The following is a 19,245-nucleotide window of genomic DNA, read 5'->3' as shown; positions in this document are numbered from 1 at the left end:
GAGATTTAGCGCATTCAAGGAAGGGGGAAGGAGTATCAGAGGATGAAAAACACGTGAAAAATCAAACCACCTCAAACGAATACAGTTCGAAGTTAAAGTGATTTATTAAGAATAAGATTTTTTTGGTATTACCAAGAAGGATCTGCTACCGATTGAGCAGATGGAAAAGGTGGAGAGTCGATCTGTAAGCCGGGTTTTGTCGAGGACAGTCATTCCTCTACGACGGCCATCACTGGACGCCTCTAGCAACCTACCCGGTTCCGACGCGGGCCACGCCTGATGGAACCCTATTTGGTCTTGCTCCGAGTGGGGTTTACCTAGCCACGAACTGTTGCCAGCCGTGCGGTGCGCTCTTACCGCACCTTTTCACCCTTACCGGCACCGAAATGCTTAGGCGGTTATTTTCTGTGGCACTTTCCGTAGGCTCGCGCCTCCCAGGCGTTACCTGGCACTCTGCCCTATGGAGCCCGGACTTTCCTCCCCCTGCTGTTCTGCAACAAAAGCTGCGGAACAAAAGCAGGCAGCGACTGTCCGATCGACTCTCCGCCACCAAGGTTAACGGCAGGCGCGAACAAGAACAAGCTATAGCGCAAATTATATCAAATAGCCACTACTCGGATTTCTGTTTTTCCAGGGCCAGTTGATACAACACGTTCTTGCGCACGCCGGTGATTTCAGCCGCCAGAGCAGCTGCACGCTTGAGTGGCAACTCTGCCAGCAACAGGTCGAGCACACGCTGTGCTTCGGCGCTGACACCCTCGTCACCCTCAGGCGCACTCCAGCCGCCGACCAGCACCACACACTCGCCACGCTGCTGATTGCTGTCGCCTGCGACGAAAGCACGCAGCTCACCCAGCGGCAACCCCTTGAGGGTCTCGAAGGTCTTCGTGAGCTCACGGGCAAGCAGCGCCGGACGCTCGGGACCGAACACATGCTCCATGTCCTCGAGGCACTCGAGAATACGGTGCGGCGCCTCATAGAAGATCAGCGTGCGCGGCTCTTCCTTCACCTGCTCCAGCCGCGCACGGCGGCCAGCGGTCTTGGCAGGCAGGAAGCCCTCGAAGATGAACCGATCCGAAGGCATGCCGGCGGCGGAAAGCGCGGCGATCAGCGCGCAGGCACCTGGCACCGGCACCACCTTGACCCCGGCAGCGCGGGCCTGGCGCACCAGGTGGTAGCCCGGGTCGGAGATCAGCGGAGTGCCGGCATCGGAGACCAGAGCCACATCCTCACCCGCCAGCAACTTGCCGATGAAGCGGCCACCCTCGTCGCGCTCGTTGTGCTCGTGGCAGGCGGCCAGAGGCGTGTCGATGCCGAAATGCTGCAACAGGCGGATCGAATGCCGGGTGTCCTCGGCGGCGATCAAGGCAACATCGGCCAGCACTTTCAACGCCCTGGCGCTCATGTCGTCGAGGTTGCCGATAGGGGTAGCGACCACATACAGCGTCCCCACCGTGGATTTCGAAGCCCCTGCCACATCAGTCACTGCACTTACCTGCCTTTCGGATCAAAGGCGTCATTGTAGCCCGAGCACCGGCAACAGGGCGCAAAGAACTTCGCCGACACGCCGCGACGAGCCACCTATAGTGAAGGATCGGCATACAGCAACATCGCGTCCGAGCCAGCGCTTGGGTACAATTGCCGGCCAACTTGATCGAGTAACAGGACCTTTACATGATCGCTTGCCTGCGGCTGTTCACAGCCCTCTGCCTCGCTGCCCTGCTGGCAGCCTGCGCCAGCTCGCCCTCATCCAGCCTGGGCGAACTGCCACGCACGCCGGATGCCAGCATCGAGCAACTGCTCGAGAAAGCGGCTACCAGCAAGTCCGCGGAAGACGCCGCCCTGCTGCGCCTGAGCGCGGCCGACCTGGCCTACAAGCAGAAGGATTACCCACGCGCCGCACGCATTCTCGAGCAAGTCCCGATGGACACGCTCAAGCCCGCGCAGCAGATCTTCGCCGCCACCCTCGGCGCGGAACTCGCGATGAGCCGCAATCAACCCAAGGCCGCCCTGACCGCGCTGTCGCACCCCAGCCTGCAACACATCGCCGAGCTGCCGGAGCAACAGCAAGTGCGCACCTACAGCGTGCATGCCGCAGCGCTCGAAGCCGATGGCCAGGCCATGGCCGCCGCCCAGCAGCGTGTGCTGCTGACCCCGCTGCTCAGCGGCCAGGCCGCGAGCGCCAACAACGATGCGATCTGGGCCCTGGTCGCCTCGCTGCCCGCCGAGCAATTGCAACAGCCCACGGACAACGAAATCCTGGCCGGCTGGACCAGCCTGGCCCTGGCAGTGAAAAGTGCCGGCACCCTCGAACAGCAGCAGGCCGCCATCGACACATGGCGCAAGCAGCATCCGGAGCATCCGGCAGCCAAGCAGCTGCCGCTGGCCCTCACCAAGCTCAAGGAACTGGCCAGCCAGCCCCTGACCAAGATCGGCCTGCTGCTGCCCCAGGAAGGCCCGCTGGCCGGGGTAGCCCGCGCCTTGCGTGACGGCTTCATGGCTGCGCACTTCCAGGCCCAGCAAGCTGGCCAGCAGGCGCCTGCCGTGCAGGTCTATGACAGCTCGCGCATCGGCTCGCTCGACGACTTCTACCGTCAGGCCCAGGCCGACGGTGTGCAACTGGTGATCGGCCCGCTGGAAAAGCCACTGGTGAAGAAGCTGGCCGCCAACGCGCAACTGCCCATTACCACGCTCGCCCTGAACTATGCCGATGCCGGCCAGAAGGCCCCGCCACAGCTGTTCCAGTTTGGTCTCGCTGCCGAGGACGAAGCCCGCGAAGTGTCCCGTCGCGCCCGCGCCGACGGCATGGTCCGCGCGGTGGCACTGGTACCGAGTGGCGAATGGGGTGACCGCGTACTGGCCGCCTTCCGCCAGGACTGGGAAAGCCACGGCGGCACCATCATTGCTGCCGAGCGCATCGCCCAGCCGGTCGCCCTGGCCCAGCAGATCGCCAACCTGTTCCAGCTGCGCCAGAGCGAAGGCCGCGCACAGAGCCTGCAGAGCACCGTCGGCGGCAGCATCGCCGCACAGCCGTCGCGCCGTCAGGACATCGACTTCATCTTCCTGGCCTCGACCCCGCAGCAGGCGCAACAGATCAAGCCGACCCTGAACTTCCAGTACGCCGGCGACGTGCCGGTATACGCCACCTCGAACCTGTACAGCGCCAGCGGTGACGTGAACCAGTACAACGACATGAACGGTATCCGCTTCTGCGAAACCCCGTGGCTGCTCGACACCAGCAACAGCCTGCGCCAGCAAGTGGTCCAGCAATGGCCACAAGCCGCCGGCAGCCTGGGGCGCCTGTACGCCATGGGTGTCGACGCCTATAGCCTGGCCCCGCGCCTGGGTCAGTTGAAGGCGCTGCCGGACAACCGTGTGCAAGGCCTCTCCGGCGACCTGAGCATGAATGCCAACCAGCGCATCGAACGCCAGCTGCCATGGGCCGAATTCTCAGGCGGCCAGGTCAAGCGCCTGCCGGATACCCCACGCTGATGCCCGATGCGTCGCCGACCAGCGCCGGCCAGGCTGCCGAACAGCAAGCCCTTGATTACCTTCAGGGGCAAGGCCTGCAATTGCTGACGCGCAATTGGCGATGCAAAGGTGGCGAGCTTGATCTGGTCATGCTCGACGCCGATACAGTAGTATTCGTCGAAGTCCGCTACCGGTGGCATGCGGACTTTGGCGGCGCCCTCGGCAGTATCGACGGGCGCAAGCAGCGGCGGCTGGTGCTTGCCGCCAGCCTGTTCCTGCAGAAGGAGGCTCGCTGGGCCAATCACCCCTGCCGCTTTGATGTTGTTGCCCTGCAGGGAAGCCACCATGCAGGCCTACCGCTTCAATGGCTGAAAAACGCCTTCGAATGCTGAACCCACTCTTATTTTTTTGCTCTATGTTTCGCGGGCTGGTCCTTGTTGCGCCCAGCAAAGGCCACCGCCCCACTTAAGGTCACCAGATGGACATGCAATCCCGAATTCGCCGGCTGTTCCAGGCCAGCATCGATACCAAGCAACAGGCAATGGACATCCTGGCACCGCACATCGAGCAGGCCAGCCTGGTCATGGTCAACGCACTGCTCAACGAGGGCAAGATGCTCGCCTGCGGCAACGGCGGCTCGGCTGGCGATGCCCAGCACTTCTCGTCGGAGCTGCTCAACCGCTTCGAGCGCGAGCGCCCGAGCCTGCCGGCCATTGCCCTGACCACCGACAGCTCGACCCTGACCTCGATTGCCAACGACTACAGCTACAACGAAGTCTTTTCCAAGCAGATCCGCGCCCTGGGCCAGCCCGGCGACGTCCTGCTGGCGATTTCGACCAGCGGCAACTCGGCCAACGTGATTCAAGCGATCCAGGCGGCACATGATCGCGAAATGATTGTCGTAGCATTGACCGGACGAGACGGTGGCGGCATGGCTTCGCTGCTGCTGCCCGAGGACGTGGAGATCCGCGTTCCGTCGACGGTCACTGCGCGTATTCAGGAAGTCCACCTGCTGGCGATCCACTGCCTGTGCGATCTGATCGACAGCCAACTGTTCGGGAGTGAAGAATGATCCCCAAGCGCCTCGGCCTTATGGCCCTGACCCTGTGCCTGAGCGTCACCGGCTGCGGCTCGGTACTGACCTCGACCCGCAATTCGCCGATCGAGGATGATCGCGGCACACGCACCATCGGTAGCAAGATCGACGACTCGATGATCGAAACCAAGGCCGAGGTGAACATTGCCAAAGCCAACCCGGACCTGGACAAGAGCTCGCACATCGTCGTCAGCAGCTTCAACGGTATCGTGCTGCTTGCCGGGCAAACCCCGCGCGCCGACCTCAAGAGCCTGGCCGAGCAGACCGCCAGCCAGGTACAACGGGTCAAGAAAGTGCACAACGAGCTGCAGGTCATGCCGCCCTCCTCCATCCTGGCGCGCAACAACGACGCCTGGCTGACCACCAAGATCAAGACGCAGATGCTGACCGACAATAGCGTGCCCAGCTCGCGCATCAAGGTCATTACCGAGAACGGTATCGTCTACCTGCTCGGCCTGGTGACACAGCAGGAGGCCAACTCGGCCACTGCGGTGGTACAGAGCGTGTCTGGCGTGCAGAAGATCGTCAAGCTGTTCGAGTACATCGACTGATTGATTGCCTGTACCGGTCTCATCGCCGGCAAGCCGACTCCCACAGGGATACCGCAAGACCTGTAGGAGCCGGCTTGCCGGCGATGAGACCAGCACAAGCAATACAAAGCCTCACCCTTCAGACCCAGGAAACACCGCATGAAAAAGCTTCTGCTGCCTGCCCTGCTGATCGGCACCTTCGCCACCCTGGCCGGCTGCTCCACCCCCAGCTTGATCACCCTCAACGATGGCCGCGAGTTCCAGTCCACCGACTCGCCACGCTTTGAAAAGTCCACGGGCTTCTACGAATTCCAGCAGCTCGACGGCAAGCGCACCCGCATCAACAAGGACCAGGTTCGCACCATCAGCGACCTGTAATTGCAGGCACTGCAATGAAAAAGGCGATCCGAATGGATCGCCTTTTTTGTCACTTCACCACTTTCAGGCTTGGCCGGCCACTGGGCCGTGGCGGCTGACCACCGCCTTGCGGCGGGCCATCGTCATCCGGCTCGACACCTTCATCTTCCAGCTCGTCGTCTTCCATCACCGGAGGCTCGAGCTCGAAGACCATGCCCTGGCCGTTTTCACGGGCGTAAATCCCGAGAATGGCACCCACCGGCACGAACAAGGAATGGGACACGCCACTGAAGCGCCCCTCGAAGCTCACCGCTTCGTTGTCCATGTGCAGGTTGCGCACGGCACTGGGGGAGATGTTCAGGACGATCTGGCCGTCGCTGGCGAAGCCTTGCGGCACCTGGACAGCCGGATACTCGGCATTGACCAGCATATGAGGGGTGCAATCGTTGTCGACGATCCACTCGTACAGTGCTCGAACCAGATAGGGGCGACTGGAGTTCATCAACGGCTCCTTAAAGCTTGCGCATTTCACGTTCTACGGAGGACAGGCTCGCCTGGAAGGGCTCGCGGGCGAACTGTCGCTCCATGTAATCCAGCAGCGGCTTGGCTTGCCGCGGCAATTCGATACCCATTACCGGCAAACGCCAGAGTATGGGCAATAGACAACAATCGACCAGGCTTTGCTCCTCGCTCATGAAGCAGGCGAACTCGGCAAACAAGGGCGACACCCCTGTCAGGCTTTCGCGCAGCGCCTTGCGCGCGTCGGCACGGGCCGCTTCACTGCTGCGGGCATCGAGCAGGGTATCAGCCAGGGCGCACCAGTCGCGCTGGATGCGATGCATCAGCAAGCGGCTGTTGCCCCGCGCCACCGGGTAGACCGGCAACAGCGGCGGATGCGGGTAACGCTCCTCGAGGTATTCCATCACCACGGTCGATTCATACAAGGCCAGGTCACGATCGACCAGGGTCGGCACACTGCCGTAAGGGTTCACCTCCACCAGCTTCGGCGGAAGACGGGCGAGATCGACGTCGATGACCTGCACGCTGACGCCCTTCTCGGCGAGCACGAGACGTACTCGATGAGAATAATGATCGGCAGGGCCGGAGTAACAGGCTAACCGGTTGGTTGCGCCCATGTAGCGCCTCCTCGCAAGGGATGCTCGTGAAACTGTAAATGAAAACGCGCCCGGGGCGTCCTGGCAAAAAATTGCCAGGACGCCCCGGGCGCGTTCAACAACCAGAAACTACTGCGTGATCAATGCACGTCCTTCCAGTATTCGCGCTTGAGCAAATAGGCGAACACGAAGAAGAAAGCCAGGTACAGCAACACATACGTACCGATGCGCTGGCTTTCCAGTTTGACCGGGTTGGCCGAATAGGCCAGGAAGGTCACCAGGTTCTTGACCTTCTCGTCGAACTGCTCGGTGGTCAGGGTACCGGAATTCGGCGTGATGGTCAGCTGGTCACAGGCTTCGTGAGTCAGCGGGCTGCCCGTCAACGGGTCGAATTGCTTCTTGCCATCGACCACCGTCTGCACTTGCTTGCAGCCAATCGCCTGGTTGCCTTGCAGGCCGACCAGCACGTTGGGCATGCCAACGTTCGGGAACACCTTGTTGTTCACCCCATACGGCCTCGACTTGTCCTCGTAGAAGCTGCGCAGGTAAGTGTACAGCCAGTCGGTGCCGCGCACGCGGGCAACCAGCGTCAGGTCGGGTGGTGCGGCCCCGAACCAGGTCTTGGCATCGCTCGGCTTCATGCCGATGTTCATGTGGTCACCAATCTTGGCGCCGGTGAACACCAGCTTTTCCAGCATCAGCTCATGGGGAATGCCCAGGTCGTCGGCAACTCGCTCGTAACGCTGGAACTTGGCGCTGTGGCAGCCCATGCAATAGTTGGCGAAGGTCCGCGCGCCATCCTGCATGGCCGCCTTGTCGGTCAGGTCGATATCGACCTTGTCCAGCTCCAGGCCATGCTCGGCAGCGAAGGAAAAGGCAGGCATCACTGCCAACAAAAATACTGCGATCAACTTTTTCATCAGCCAGTCACCCTTTCCGGAACCGGTTTGGTCTTCTCGAGCCTTGTGTAGAACGGCATCAGCAGGAAGTAGGCGAAGTACAGCACCGTGCACACCTGCGACAGCAAGGTACGCCCAGGAGTCGGTGCCAAGACGCCGAGAATGCCGAGAATGACGAAGGCAATGCAGAACACCAACAGGAAGACCTTGCTGATCCAGCCCTTGTAGCGCATGGAACGTACCGGACTGCGGTCGAGCCAGGGCAGCACGAACAACACAGCAATCGCGGCCCCCATGGCAATTACCCCCATGAGCTTGTCAGGCACCGCGCGCAGAATTGCGTAGAACGGCGTGAAATACCAGACAGGGGCGATATGCTCTGGCGTCTTGAACGCGTTTGCTTGCTCGAAGTTTGGTTTTTCCAGGAAGTAGCCGCCCATTTCCGGGAAGAAGAACACTACAGCGCAGAACACGAAGAGGAACACCACCACGCCGACGATGTCTTTGACGGTGTAGTACGGGTGAAACGGAATGCCGTCGAGCGGAATACCGTTTTCGTCCTTTTTCTTCTTGATGTCCACACCATCAGGGTTGTTCGAACCCACTTCGTGCAGGGCCAGGATGTGCAGCACGACCAGACCGAGAATCACGATCGGCAGGGCCACCACATGCAGGGCGAAGAAGCGGTTCAGGGTGATACCCGAAATCAGGTAGTCACCACGGATCCACTGGGTCAGGTCGCCACCGATCACCGGGATGGCACCGAACAGCGAGATGATCACCTGGGCACCCCAGTACGACATCTGCCCCCACGGCAGCAGGTAGCCCATGAAAGCTTCGGCCATCAGTGCCAGGTAGATCAGCATGCCGAACAGCCATACCAGCTCACGGGGCTTCTGGTAGGAGCCGTAGAGCAGGCCGCGGAACATGTGCAGGTAGACCACGATGAAGAACGCCGAGGCGCCGGTGGAATGCAGGTAGCGCAGGATCCAGCCGTACTCGACGTCACGCATGATGTACTCGACCGAGGCAAAGGCCTCTTCCGCCGAGGGCGTGAAGCTCATGGTCAGCCATACGCCAGTGACGATCTGGTTGACCAGCACCAGCAGGGCCAGCGAGCCGAAGAAATACAGGAAGTTGAAGTTCTTGGGCGCGTAATACTTGCTCAGGTGGTCTTCCCACATCTTGGTGGCGGGGAAGCGAGCGTCAATCCAGTCCATGAATTTGCTCATCATGCTTTCTCCTGGTCGACGCCGATGACGACGATGTCGTCCGACTCATAAGAGTGCGGCGGCACCGGCAGGTTGAGAGGCGCCGGCTGCGACTTGTAGACACGACCAGCCAGGTCGTAGTGGGAGCCGTGGCAAGGGCAGAAATAGCCACCGACCCACTTCGGCCCGAGGTCTGCGGGCGCGACTTCCGGGCGGAAGGTCGGCGAGCAGCCCAGGTGCGTGCAGAGGCCGACGAGAATGAGTATTTCCGGCTTGATCGAGCGAACCTCGGGGTCGACATAGGTCGGCTGCACCGAACTCTTCGACTGAGGGTCGGAGAGGTCACCTTCGATCTTCTTCAGGTTGCCAAGGATCTCCTGCGTTCGCCGAACGATGAACACCGGCTGGCCACGCCATTCGGCAACCATCTGCTGCCCCGGCTCGACCTTGGCAATATTGACCTTCACCGGTGCACCGGCAGCTTTCGCCTTGGCACTGGGAAACCATGACCCCACGAACGGTACCGCAGCCCCCACTGCCCCCGCTGCCCCGACCACGGATGTCGCGGCTACGAGGAAGCGGCGCCGGCCTGCGTTGACGCCGTCATTGCTCATTCAGTCCTCTCCCATCAGCTTGCTTTGGCCTGTTGGACCAGGCCTGTACTTAGGTAATGTCTGTGGCACTAAAAATTGGCCGCCATGGTAAGAAACAAATCCACACACTGACAAGGTGATTACCCCCACCAGGGGCTGTAACCCTCGCTTTGCTTGATCTGCGTCTATGCGGCACGTCGCCACGGACATGCTGACAGGTTAGTTCAAGACATAAAAAAAGCCCGGTTCGAAAGAACCGGGCTTTTTTCGACTGCCGAAGCGGTATTAACGCTTGGAGTACTGAGGACGCTTACGCGCTTTACGCAGACCCACTTTCTTACGCTCGACTTCACGAGCGTCGCGGGTGACGTAGCCAGCACGACGCAGAGCGCCACGCAGGGTTTCGTCGTATTCCATCAGAGCGCGGGTGATACCGTGACGGATCGCACCGGCTTGACCGCTGACACCACCACCGGAAACGGTGACGTAGATGTCGAACTTCTCAACGGTCTCGGTCAGCTCCAGCGGCTGGCGAACAACCATGCGAGCGGTTTCACGACCGAAGAACACGTCCAGAGAACGGTTGTTGATGGAGATGTTACCAGTACCCGGACGCAGGAAAACGCGAGCGGTTGCGGTCTTGCGACGGCCAGTGCCGTAATTTTGAGTCGCCGACATAATGAACTATCCCGTTAGATCTTCAGTTCTTGAGGCTGCTGAGCAGTGTGTGGGTGAGCAGCACCCGCGTACACTTTCAGCTTGCGGTACATGTCGCGACCCAGCGGGTTCTTCGGCAGCATGCCTTTGACCGCGGTTTCGATAACACGCTCAGGGGCTTTGGCGATCAACTTCTCGAAGTTGATTTCCTTGATGCCGCCTGGGAAGCCGGAGTGGGAGTAGTACATCTTGTCGGAAGACTTGGCGCCAGTCACACGGATCTGCTCGGCGTTGATGACGACGATGTAGTCGCCGGTGTCAACGTGAGGGGTGTATTCTGGTTTGTGTTTGCCACGCAGACGGCTAGCGATTTCGGTAGCCAGACGACCCAGGGTCTGGCCAGCGGCGTCGACTACGAACCACTCGCGCTTTACTGTTTCCGGTTTAGCAGTAAAAGTTTTCATTCTCTAAAGCCTCAGAGGCCGCCCAGCGAAAAATAGACGGCGAATCTTACTGGATAGTGCACACCTTGCCAAGGGCAAGCGCGCAGCCGAACACAGGCGCTATTGGGGGCTCGGGTCGGGCACGCCAATGTTCGACGGGGTTCATCCTGCGTGGTGGTGCATCACTTCCTCCACACGGAGAGGGGCCGAATTATCCAGATTGCACAGAAAATTTCAACCTGCTTTTATGGGCTTCTTTGCCCAAGGAGTGCCTTCCCGATGGAATACCGCAAGCTCGGCCGTACCGACCTGGACGTCAGCACCCTGTGCCTGGGCACCATGACCTGGGGCGAGCAGAACGACCAGGCCGAGGCCTTTGCCCAGATCGCGATGGCCAAGGCCCGCGGCATCAACTTCATCGACACCGCCGAGATGTACCCGGTGCCACCCCGCCCGGAGACCTGTGCCGCCACCGAGCGCATCATCGGCAACTGGTTCCGCCAGCAGGGTGACCGCGACGACTGGGTCCTGGCCAGCAAGGTCGCCGGCCCCGGCAACGGCATCAGCCATATCCGCGACGGCCAGCTCAAGCACAACCGTGCGCACATCGTCGCCGCCCTGGACGAGAGCCTCAAGCGCCTGCACACCGACCACATCGACCTGTACCAGCTGCACTGGCCGGAGCGCAGCACCAACTTCTTCGGCAAGCTGGGCTACCAGCACCTGGCCAATGACCTGTTCACGCCGCTGGAAGAGACCCTCGAAGTGCTCGACGAACAGGTACACGCGGGCAAGATCCGCCACATCGGCCTGTCCAATGAAACGCCCTGGGGGACCATGAAGTTCCTGCAGCTGGCCCAAAGCCGTGGCTGGCCGCGGGCGGTATCGATCCAGAACCCGTACAACCTGCTCAACCGCAGCTTCGAGGTGGGCCTGGCAGAGGTGGCGATCCGCGAACAATGTGGCCTGCTGGCCTATTCGCCCCTGGCGTTCGGCATGCTGTCGGGCAAGTACGAGCACGGCGCCCGCCCGGCCAACGCGCGCCTGACCCTGTTCAGCCGCTTCGCCCGCTACTCCAACCCACAGACCGTGGCCGCGTGCAGCCGCTACGTGCAACTGGCCCGCGAGCATGGCCTGGACCCTGCGCAGATGGCCCTGGCGTTCGTCACCCGGCAGCCATTCGTGACCAGCAACATCATTGGCGCAACGAACCTGGTGCAGCTGGAGAGCAACTTGAACAGCCTGGAGCTGAACCTGAGCGATGAGCTGCTGGCGGCAATCGAGGCGATTCACCAGGAGCAGCCCAACCCGGCGCCTTGACCGCAAGCACCGCCGGCTCCCACAGGTACAGCGCGACTTTCAAGTCTCGCGAAGAAGACCGCCCAATGTTGCGGGGTAGACACAATCGCCAAAAAATAAGACGATCCAGCCGGTGATTGACCACTCTACCCTATAAGAACAATGACAATGATGTTTACCCAACCCTCGGCGTCGCTGCGGCGCGTCAGCATCCTGGCCATTGACAAGGTCTTTGCATCCACCCTGATGCAGGCCAAGGATTTCTTCCACCTCGCCAGCCTGCGCTACAGCAAACAGCTGGGCCTGGGCGTGCAGCCCATGTTCGACATCTGCCTGGTAAGCCCGGACGGCGAGCCCGTGGACAGCTTCAGCAACGTGCAACTGCCGGTCGATGGCGGTCTCGCCGATGCCGACGTGATCATCCTCCCGGCGTTCTGGGAAGACTTCGACACCCTGCTGCAGCGCTACCCCCAGGTGCTGCCATGGCTGCGCCAGCAGCATGCCCGGGGTGCGGTGCTGTGCGCCGAAGCGAGCGGTGTGTTCTGGCTGGCCGAATCAGGCTTGCTCGACGGCAAGGAGGCGACCACCTACTGGCGCTTCTTCACCAGCTTCGCCGAGCGCTTCCCGAAGATTCGCCTGAACCAGGACAAGCACCTGACCGATGCCGACAACCTGTACTGCGCGGGCGGCACCACATCGGCCTGCGACCTGTACATCTACCTGATCGAGCGCTTCTGCGGTGCCAACGTGGCCCGCGCCGTGGCCCGCGACATCCTCTACGAAGTACAGCGCAACTACACGCCAGGGCGCATGGGCTTTGGCGGCCAGAAGCTGCACCAGGACCTGATCATCCTGCAGATCCAGCATTGGCTGGAGGAGCACTTCGCTGACAAGTTCCGCTTCGAGGACGTGGCCCGCAACCACGGCATGAGCATCCGCAACTTCATGCGGCGCTTCCAGGGGGCGACTGGCGACAAGCCGTTGCACTACCTGCAGCGGTTGCGCATCGAGACGGCCAAGGGGCTGCTGTCGAGCACGCGCAAGAGCATCAAGACCATCAGCTATGAAGTCGGTTATGACGATGCCAGTTTCTTTGCGCGGTTGTTCCGCCAGCACACGGAGTTGTCGCCGAATCAGTATCGCCAGCAGTTCATGCAAGAGGCCTGAAGAGCATGGGGCTGCTTTGCAGCCCCAGCTGTAATTACGGCTTGTGCGCGCGCGCCAGGAACTCGTGCGACTGCATCTCCAGCAACCGGCTCAGGGTCCGCTGGAACTCGAAGCTCAGCCGCCCACCGGTATAAAGGTCCTTCAATTCCACCTCGGCCGAGATGATCAGCTTGACGTTGCGGTCATAGAACTCATCGACCATGTTGATGAAGCGCCGGGCGATGTCGTCGGTGGTGACGCCCATCTGCTCGACGTTGCTCAGCAGCACGGCATGGAAGATCTTACCCAGCTCGATGTAGTCGTTCTGGCTGCGCGGGCCGTCGCACAGGGCGCGGAAGTCGAACCAGGCGACGTCGTCACAGGTGCGCAGTGCACGGATCGGCCGGTTCTCGATCATCAGCTCATCGTTCTCGACGGCCTGGGTGCACTCGGGCGTCAGCGCCTTGAAGCTCGCACGCATGCTCTGGTGCGCAGCGTCGTCGAGCGGGAAGTGGAACAGTTCGGCCTGCTCCAGGTGGCGCAAGCGGTAGTCGACTCCGCTGTCGACGTTCACCACGTCGGTGAACTGCTTGATCATGGCAATCGCCGGCAGGAAGCGCGCACGCTGCAGGCCGTCCTTGTACAGGCCGTCAGGGACGATGTTGGAGGTCGCCACCAGCGAGACGCCGTTCTTGAACAGTTCTTCCATCAGGGTGCCGAGGATCATGGCATCGGTGATGTCGGAAACGAAGAACTCGTCGAAGCAGATCACCCTCGCCTCCTCGCTGAAGCGCTTGGCGATGATGGTCAGCGGGTTCTTCTCGCCCTTGAGGGTCTTCATCTCTTCGTGGACGCGCTTCATGAAGCGGTGGAAGTGCGTGCGCATCTTCTGCTTGAACGGCAGCGCCTCGAAGAAGGTGTCGACCAGGTAGGTCTTGCCGCGCCCTACCCCGCCCCAGAAGTACAGGCCCTTGACCGGCGTCTGGTCCTTCTTGCCGAACAGCTTGCCGAACATGCCCGGCTTGTTGTTCTGCGCGTGCACCAGGTCATCGTACAGGCGCTGCAGGTGACGCACCGCAGTTTCCTGCGCCGCGTCATGGAAGAAGTCGGGACGTTTCAGATCTGCTTGGTATCGTTCTAGGGGCGTCATGATTTCGTTAGCGAGGCAACAAAAAACGGGCCGTCACTGTAGCGACAGGCCCGCTTAATGGCAATGCGACTTGCGTCAATATGCCTCACTGGAGGCAGTTATCCGCTGCATGGCACCGGCTTCGCCGGCGATCGCGGGCAAGCCCGCTCCTACAGTGGCTGCAGAGCTTCACGCAGGCTTTCGATGGCGGTATCACGGGCTTCGGCGCTGTCGAACCGTGGCCCGTCGGCAACCTGCTCGCCATCGAGCCACAGGCTGAAGCCCAGACCCTCGACGCGCACATCGGCTTCACCACCTTGCTGCAGTTGCTTGCTCACGGCGCCGGCGCTCTTGCCGTCGGCGAAGCTGCGCGACAGCAGCAATTGCTCACCATCGGCGGCCAGCAGGCGGAAGCGGAAGCTGCCGTCTTCATCACGGAAGCTGACGAAGCGCGCGCTCTTGGCGGCCTTCTTCTTCACCTCGGTGCTGGCCTGCACGCTGCTGCGGAACGAACGCAGGCCGACGGCCTCGCGCAGTTGCTCGAGGAACGGGGTAGCGATCCTGCGGGCCTTGGCAGCGCCGGCCAGCAGAATGTCCTCCAGGTCCGCCGGGCGCGAGATCAACTGGTGGTAGTGCTCGCGCTTTTCCGCCAGCTGGCCGTCGAGCAACTGGAACAGGCGCTGCTTGGCCTCGCCCCAGCCCAGGCCCTGCAGCAGCTCATCACGGAACTCGGCGCACTGCGCCGGCGTCGAGAAAGCCTGGAACAGGGTGAACAGGTGTGCGTTGTCCGGATCTTTCGCTTCGCCGGGCGCACGCGAGTCGGTGACGATGCGCGAGATGGCGTCCTTCATGTCCTTGGCACTGGTGAACAGCGGGATGGTGTTGTCGTAGCTCTTGGACATCTTGCGACCGTCCAGGCCCGGCAAGGTCGCCACGCTTTCTTCGATCACCGCTTCCGGCAGGGCGAAGAAGTCCTTGCCCTGGCCGAACAGGTGGTTGAAGCGCTGGCCGATATCGCGCGCCATTTCAACGTGCTGGATCTGGTCACGACCGACCGGCACCTTGTTGGCATTGAACATCAGGATGTCGGCAGCCATCAGCACCGGGTAGCTGAACAGGCCCATGGTCACACCGGCGTCCGGGTCTTCGCCGTTCTCGACGTTCTTGTCCACCGAGGCCTTGTAGGCGTGGGCCCGGTTGAGCAGGCCCTTGGCGGCGACGCAGGTCAGCAGCCAGGTCAGCTCGGGGATCTCGGGGATGTCGGACTGGCGGTAGAAGGTCACCTTCGCCGGGTCCAGGCCACCGGCCAGCCAGGTGGCGGCGATTTCCAGGCGCGAGCGCTGGATGCGCAGCGGGTCGTCGCACTTGATCAGGGCGTGGTAGTCGGCCAGGAAGTAGAACGAGTCGACACCGGGCTGCTGGCTGGCGACGATCGCAGGGCGGATGGCGCCCGCGTAGTTGCCCAGGTGCGGGGTGCCGGTGGTGGTGATACCGGTGAGAATGCGCGTGGTCATGGGTGTTCGCTTATTCAGGCTTGGCTCAATTCGAAAGGCGCGGCAGCAGCAGATCCTTCAGATCGGTCAGCTTGCCATGGAAGAAGTGTCCGCATTCTGCCACTTTCAGCAGCTCATGGGGGCGCGACAGGGTGTCGGACCATTCGTAGACCAACTGCGGCGCCACGACTTCGTCGGCGTCAGGCTGGACCAGGGTGATCGGGCAGCGTTGCGGCAGCGGGAATTCGGCGGTCAGGCGCATGACCGCCGGGGCGATCATGAACAGATGCTGCAGGGCAGCTCCAGCACTTTCCAGGCGCCCGGCCAGGCTGGTTGCGACGAAACCACCGAACGAGAAGCCCATCAGCACCAGCGGCAACTGCGGGTGTTTCTCGCGCAACCAGGCTGCGGCAGCTTCGGCATCGGCGACTTCGCCTGCGCCCATGTCATGGTTGCCAGCGCTCTGGCCGACGCCGCGATAATTGAAACGCAAGGTCACATAGCCGGCATCTCGCGCGGTGCGCTGCAGGGTCGAGACCACCTTGTTGAGCATGGTGCCGCCCTGGACCGGGTTCGGGTGGCAGATCAGCACCGCACCACGGGCATCGGCCACATCCAGGTACAAGGCTTCAAGCTGGCCCACAGGGCCATCGATGAACAAGGGGGTTTCGCGGACAAGCAAGGCACTACTCCGTGACCTCGAAGGGGGTCGATTCGTCTAGGTGAGGAATTCTGTTCTGATTTGCGATCGCTCGCGGTATACAGCGCAGGTCTGAGCCGTTAACGTAAAGCAAAGCCGTTTATAGAGGAAGGACTCGTGGAACTCTCGCTCCTTGTTTGGTTGTTGCCAACCCTGGCCCTGGTCATTGGCGTCGCCATCGGCTTCGTCGTGGCGCGCCTGCTGCCCAATGCCGCGCCAAGCAGCACCCAGCGTCAGCTGGATGACATTCAGAAACGCTTCGACAGCTACCAGAACGAAGTGGTCACCCATTTCAACAGCACCGCCGTGCTGGTCAAGAAACTGACCCAGAGCTACCAGGATGTACAGGATCACCTGGCCGAAGGCGCCAACAGCCTGGCCCTGGACGAGGTGACCCGTCAGCGCCTGCTGGCAGCCCTGCACTCCGAAGCGGCCCAGGGCCCGCGTGACCGCCTGACGCCACCGCGCGACACCGCCGAAGTACCGCGCGACTACGCGCCGAAGACGCCAAACTCGCCAGGCATGCTGGATGAGAGCTACGGGCTCAAGCGTTGATTCGCTGAAATGAACAAGGCCTCGAAAGAGGCCTTTTTCTTGTGCGCAATTCACTGTCCTCATCGCCGGCAAGCCGGCTCCCACAGGAGGGGGAGCGGTGCTGTACACGTGGGAGCCGGCTTGCCGGCGATAGGGCCAATGCAGACAAATCAGCTACAAGCCTTCAACGCCTGCTCGACATCCGCCAATAGGTCTTCCACATCCTCCAGCCCCACCGACAACCGCACCAACCCCTCCGAAATCCCGTGCTGCGCACGCTCTTCAGGCGTATAGCTCGAATGCGTCATGCTCGCCGGATGCTGCGCCAGCGACTCGGCAGCCCCCAGGCTTACCGCCCGGGCGAACAACTGCAATGCATTCATGAAGCGCCGACCGGCCTCGATGCCGCCCTTGAGTTCAAAGGCGATCATCCCGCCCGGCAAACGCATCTGCCGTTGCGCCAACGCATACTGGCTGAACGAGGGCAAGCCAGGATAATGAATCAGCTCGACCTGCGCCTGGCGCTCCAGGTACTGCGCCACGTGCTGGGCGTTGGCACAATGCCGGTCCATACGCAGCGCCAGGGTCTTGATGCCTCTCATCACCAACGTGGCATCATGCGGCGACAGCACGGCGCCGGTCATGTCCTTGAGACCCTCCAGGCGAATCCGGTCGATCACTGCCTTGCGCCCGATCACCAGCCCCCCGGTGACGTCACCGTGGCCGCTGAGGTACTTGGTGGCCGAATGAACAACCAGGTCGGCGCCCTGCTCCAGCGGTCTTTGCAGGTAGGGCGTGCAATAGGTGTTATCCACGACGATGTGCAGTTCATGGCCACGCGCCGCCTCGGCCACGGCAGCGATATCGACCAGTTGCATGTTCGGGTTGGCCGGCGTTTCGAAGTAGATCATCCGGGTCTTGCGGGTGATCGCGGCCTTCAGCGCCTTGCTGTCGTTTAGGTCGACATGGCGGATCTTCACCCCGAATTCGCCGATGCCATGGTGCAGGAAGGCAAACGTGCAGCCGTACAGCGTGCGACCGACGATCAACTCGTCACCGGGCCTGAGCAAGGTCCACAAGGTCGTGGTGATGGCGCCCATGCCCGACGCCAGGGCCAGCCCGGCCTCGCCACCTTCCAGGGACGCCATGCGCTGCTCCAGCACGGCCAGGGTCGGGTTGGAAATACGGCTGTAGAAATGCCCGCCCTCCTCTCCGGCAAAGCACGCCGCGCCGTATTCGACAGTCGGGAAGGCATAGGTCGCGGTCTGGTAGACCGGCGGCACCAAGGCTCCGCCGTGGGAAAGGTCGTGGCCGTGGTGGATGGCGCGGGTGGAAAAACCGGTGTTGTTATGGGAGTCGCGCATGGCAACAGCCTCTGGTGGTTTGCTATAAGCTTATGCCACCGAGTCGCCTGATATTTTCCAAAATAGCCCAGTCAAACGGTCGTGTTTTGGAACAAAAACAACAAATAGCGCACCAGGAGGGCAAATCATGCCTGCCAGCCTCGACCGAACCGACCGCGCCCTGCTTGCTGCCCTGCAGGACAATGCCCGCCTCACCGTTTCCGAACTGGCCGACCAGGTTGCACTGACTACCTCGCCTTGCTGGCGACGGGTCAAGTTGCTGGAGGACAACGGCTACATCACCGGCTACCAGGCCATTCTTTCGCCCAAGTCGCTGGGCTTTGGTGTAACAGCGTTCGTCAGCATCATGATGGACTCGCATACCAAGGAAATGGCCTTGGCCTTCGAAAAAAGATTGATGGAAATTCCCGAAATTGTCGCCTGTCACAACATTTCCGGACGCTATGACTTTTTATTGGAAATTTTGGCGAGAGATCTTGAATCGTTCGGGGAGTTTACCCGTGAGGTACTGCAGCGGTTACCGGGGGTCAAGGAAATCTACTCGAGCTTTTCCTACAAGGCCGTTAAGGAAAAGCGAATAATCCCATTAGCAGAAACGCATATCTGAATGGCAAGACACCTCCTCATTTGTCACGCAGCGATCTCCAAGCTGCCACAAAGAAAGTAGCGCGCTGCTTGGAGATCGATGAACCAAAGCGTATAGCTACTCCTTACGGGAAGTCATGAGGTATTTCAATAAGAGGTTTAGGAATGGGAGGATAAACGTGCGGATATATTTTTGGCCTGCGAGGCAGCCGCCCCGGCACGTATCCTTGACGCGCCCAGCGCACCTGCCCATTTCGACCGTCAAATATTAAAATATTCCCGGTATCGCTTACTTTTAGGTAATTGTTTTTCCAATACGATCTATCCAGCGTTTCCGTACTCTGCGCGGACCATATTCGATCTCGTGAAGGGTCATATAGAAAACCCGAGTTGCTCACGACAAACTGGAGCGGCTCACGTGCTCGATTAGGGAACGTAGAGCTGTATGGCTGCTTATGATCCGCGACCCAAATCACCCTGCCACCATCCTCCAAAACCAGATTTCCATCTGGTCTTAGACGAAGCACGAACCTTCCATTATCGGACCTTATGAACTGCCCCGCCCGCATGGCATGGTTAGGAGGAAGCAACACACCTCCTGAGTCTCGAAACGGTTGGTACTG

Annotated in this window: 21 protein-coding genes and 1 other RNA gene; 9 read left to right on the top strand and 13 right to left on the bottom strand. The window is 61.0% G+C overall.

What is annotated here, in order from left to right; genetic code table 11:
- Window positions 1-169: 169 nt before the first annotated feature.
- An RNA gene (gene rnpB, locus PPL01S_RS24365) (RNase P RNA component class A) lies at window positions 170-543 on the bottom strand.
- Between the two features lie 67 nt (window positions 544-610).
- Window positions 611-1,486, bottom strand: a complete 876-nt coding sequence (rsmI, locus tag PPL01S_RS17170; RefSeq protein ID WP_028625778.1) for a 16S rRNA (cytidine(1402)-2'-O)-methyltransferase — start codon at window positions 1,484-1,486, stop codon at window positions 611-613.
- Window positions 1,487-1,674: 188 nt separating this feature from the next.
- On the opposite strand from rsmI, the gene PPL01S_RS17165 reads away from it, so the two are divergent.
- From PPL01S_RS17165 to PPL01S_RS17145, 5 genes are all read left to right on the top strand, one after another.
- Entirely contained in the window at window positions 1,675-3,492 is a 1,818-nt protein-coding gene (locus PPL01S_RS17165; protein WP_016395506.1) for a penicillin-binding protein activator, read from the top strand.
- A complete protein-coding gene (locus PPL01S_RS17160) occupies window positions 3,492-3,863 on the top strand; it encodes a YraN family protein (protein ID WP_016395505.1) in 372 nt (123 codons plus the stop codon). Before PPL01S_RS17165 ends, PPL01S_RS17160 begins: the two co-directional genes overlap by 1 nt.
- Window positions 3,864-3,949: 86 nt before the next feature.
- The gene (locus PPL01S_RS17155) at window positions 3,950-4,543 is read left to right on the top strand and encodes a phosphoheptose isomerase (RefSeq protein WP_012274070.1); all 594 of its coding nucleotides are present in this window, start codon (window positions 3,950-3,952) and stop codon (window positions 4,541-4,543) included.
- Window positions 4,540-5,118, top strand: coding sequence for a BON domain-containing protein (locus PPL01S_RS17150; protein ID WP_016395504.1), 579 nt, complete (start codon window positions 4,540-4,542; stop codon window positions 5,116-5,118). The genes PPL01S_RS17155 and PPL01S_RS17150 overlap by 4 nt, the downstream gene beginning before the upstream one ends.
- 138 nt (window positions 5,119-5,256) lie before the next feature.
- Complete coding sequence (locus tag PPL01S_RS17145; protein WP_016395503.1) at window positions 5,257-5,475, top strand: YgdI/YgdR family lipoprotein; 219 nt, start codon at window positions 5,257-5,259, stop codon at window positions 5,473-5,475.
- Window positions 5,476-5,524: 49 nt separating this feature from the next.
- Here the strand turns inward: PPL01S_RS17145 and PPL01S_RS17140 are convergent, their stop codons facing one another.
- The 7 genes from PPL01S_RS17140 to rplM form a co-directional block, all read right to left on the bottom strand.
- Window positions 5,525-5,956 (bottom strand): ClpXP protease specificity-enhancing factor, encoded by a 432-nt coding sequence (locus PPL01S_RS17140; RefSeq protein ID WP_028625777.1) that lies wholly within the window; start codon window positions 5,954-5,956, stop codon window positions 5,525-5,527.
- A gap of 10 nt (window positions 5,957-5,966) precedes the next feature.
- Window positions 5,967-6,590, bottom strand: coding sequence for a glutathione S-transferase N-terminal domain-containing protein (locus PPL01S_RS17135; RefSeq protein ID WP_016395501.1), 624 nt, complete (start codon window positions 6,588-6,590; stop codon window positions 5,967-5,969).
- Between the two features lie 119 nt (window positions 6,591-6,709).
- Window positions 6,710-7,489 carry a cytochrome c1 gene (locus PPL01S_RS17130; protein ID WP_016395500.1) on the bottom strand — a complete coding sequence of 260 codons (780 nt, stop codon included), beginning with the start codon at window positions 7,487-7,489 and terminating at the stop codon, window positions 6,710-6,712.
- On the bottom strand, window positions 7,489-8,700 hold the full coding sequence (locus tag PPL01S_RS17125; protein WP_016395499.1) for a cytochrome b: 1,212 nt from the start codon (window positions 8,698-8,700) through the stop codon (window positions 7,489-7,491). Before PPL01S_RS17125 ends, PPL01S_RS17130 begins: the two co-directional genes overlap by 1 nt.
- The gene (petA, locus tag PPL01S_RS17120; protein ID WP_016395498.1) at window positions 8,700-9,293 is read right to left on the bottom strand and encodes a ubiquinol-cytochrome c reductase iron-sulfur subunit; all 594 of its coding nucleotides are present in this window, start codon (window positions 9,291-9,293) and stop codon (window positions 8,700-8,702) included. The genes PPL01S_RS17125 and petA overlap by 1 nt, the downstream gene beginning before the upstream one ends.
- A 264-nt stretch (window positions 9,294-9,557) precedes the next feature.
- On the bottom strand, window positions 9,558-9,950 hold the full coding sequence (gene rpsI, locus PPL01S_RS17115) for a 30S ribosomal protein S9 (RefSeq protein WP_003260797.1): 393 nt from the start codon (window positions 9,948-9,950) through the stop codon (window positions 9,558-9,560).
- Between the two features lie 14 nt (window positions 9,951-9,964).
- Window positions 9,965-10,393, bottom strand: a complete 429-nt coding sequence (gene rplM / locus PPL01S_RS17110; RefSeq protein WP_008097538.1) for a 50S ribosomal protein L13 — start codon at window positions 10,391-10,393, stop codon at window positions 9,965-9,967.
- Window positions 10,394-10,651: 258 nt separating this feature from the next.
- Between rplM and PPL01S_RS17105 the strand changes: the two genes are divergently transcribed.
- Window positions 10,652-11,692 (top strand): NADP(H)-dependent aldo-keto reductase, encoded by a 1,041-nt coding sequence (locus PPL01S_RS17105; protein WP_016395497.1) that lies wholly within the window; start codon window positions 10,652-10,654, stop codon window positions 11,690-11,692.
- A gap of 225 nt (window positions 11,693-11,917) precedes the next feature.
- Window positions 11,918-12,838 (top strand): GlxA family transcriptional regulator, encoded by a 921-nt coding sequence (locus tag PPL01S_RS17100; RefSeq protein ID WP_171817242.1) that lies wholly within the window; start codon window positions 11,918-11,920, stop codon window positions 12,836-12,838.
- Between the two features lie 34 nt (window positions 12,839-12,872).
- On the opposite strand, the gene zapE is transcribed toward PPL01S_RS17100, so the two are convergent.
- The 3 genes from zapE to PPL01S_RS17085 form a co-directional block, all read right to left on the bottom strand.
- A complete protein-coding gene (gene zapE, locus PPL01S_RS17095; RefSeq protein WP_016395495.1) occupies window positions 12,873-13,967 on the bottom strand; it encodes a cell division protein ZapE in 1,095 nt (364 codons plus the stop codon).
- Between the two features lie 149 nt (window positions 13,968-14,116).
- Window positions 14,117-15,460, bottom strand: a complete 1,344-nt coding sequence (locus PPL01S_RS17090) for a tryptophan--tRNA ligase (RefSeq protein WP_016395494.1) — start codon at window positions 15,458-15,460, stop codon at window positions 14,117-14,119.
- 25 nt (window positions 15,461-15,485) lie between these two features.
- A complete protein-coding gene (locus PPL01S_RS17085; protein ID WP_016395493.1) occupies window positions 15,486-16,121 on the bottom strand; it encodes an alpha/beta hydrolase in 636 nt (211 codons plus the stop codon).
- Between the two features lie 135 nt (window positions 16,122-16,256).
- Between PPL01S_RS17085 and PPL01S_RS17080 the strand changes: the two genes are divergently transcribed.
- Window positions 16,257-16,694, top strand: a complete 438-nt coding sequence (locus PPL01S_RS17080; RefSeq protein WP_016395492.1) for a Z-ring associated ZapG family protein — start codon at window positions 16,257-16,259, stop codon at window positions 16,692-16,694.
- Between the two features lie 149 nt (window positions 16,695-16,843).
- Here the strand turns inward: PPL01S_RS17080 and PPL01S_RS17075 are convergent, their stop codons facing one another.
- The gene (locus tag PPL01S_RS17075) at window positions 16,844-18,037 is read right to left on the bottom strand and encodes a methionine gamma-lyase (RefSeq protein ID WP_028625776.1); all 1,194 of its coding nucleotides are present in this window, start codon (window positions 18,035-18,037) and stop codon (window positions 16,844-16,846) included.
- Between the two features lie 127 nt (window positions 18,038-18,164).
- Between PPL01S_RS17075 and PPL01S_RS17070 the strand changes: the two genes are divergently transcribed.
- On the top strand, window positions 18,165-18,644 hold the full coding sequence (locus PPL01S_RS17070; RefSeq protein ID WP_016395490.1) for an Lrp/AsnC family transcriptional regulator: 480 nt from the start codon (window positions 18,165-18,167) through the stop codon (window positions 18,642-18,644).
- Window positions 18,645-19,245: the final 601 nt, after the last annotated feature.

This window comes from Pseudomonas plecoglossicida NBRC 103162 = DSM 15088, from assembly GCF_000730665.1.
GTDB classification, from domain to species: Bacteria; Pseudomonadota; Gammaproteobacteria; order Pseudomonadales; family Pseudomonadaceae; genus Aquipseudomonas; species Aquipseudomonas plecoglossicida.
This window is presented reverse-complemented; position numbering and strand designations above follow the sequence as displayed.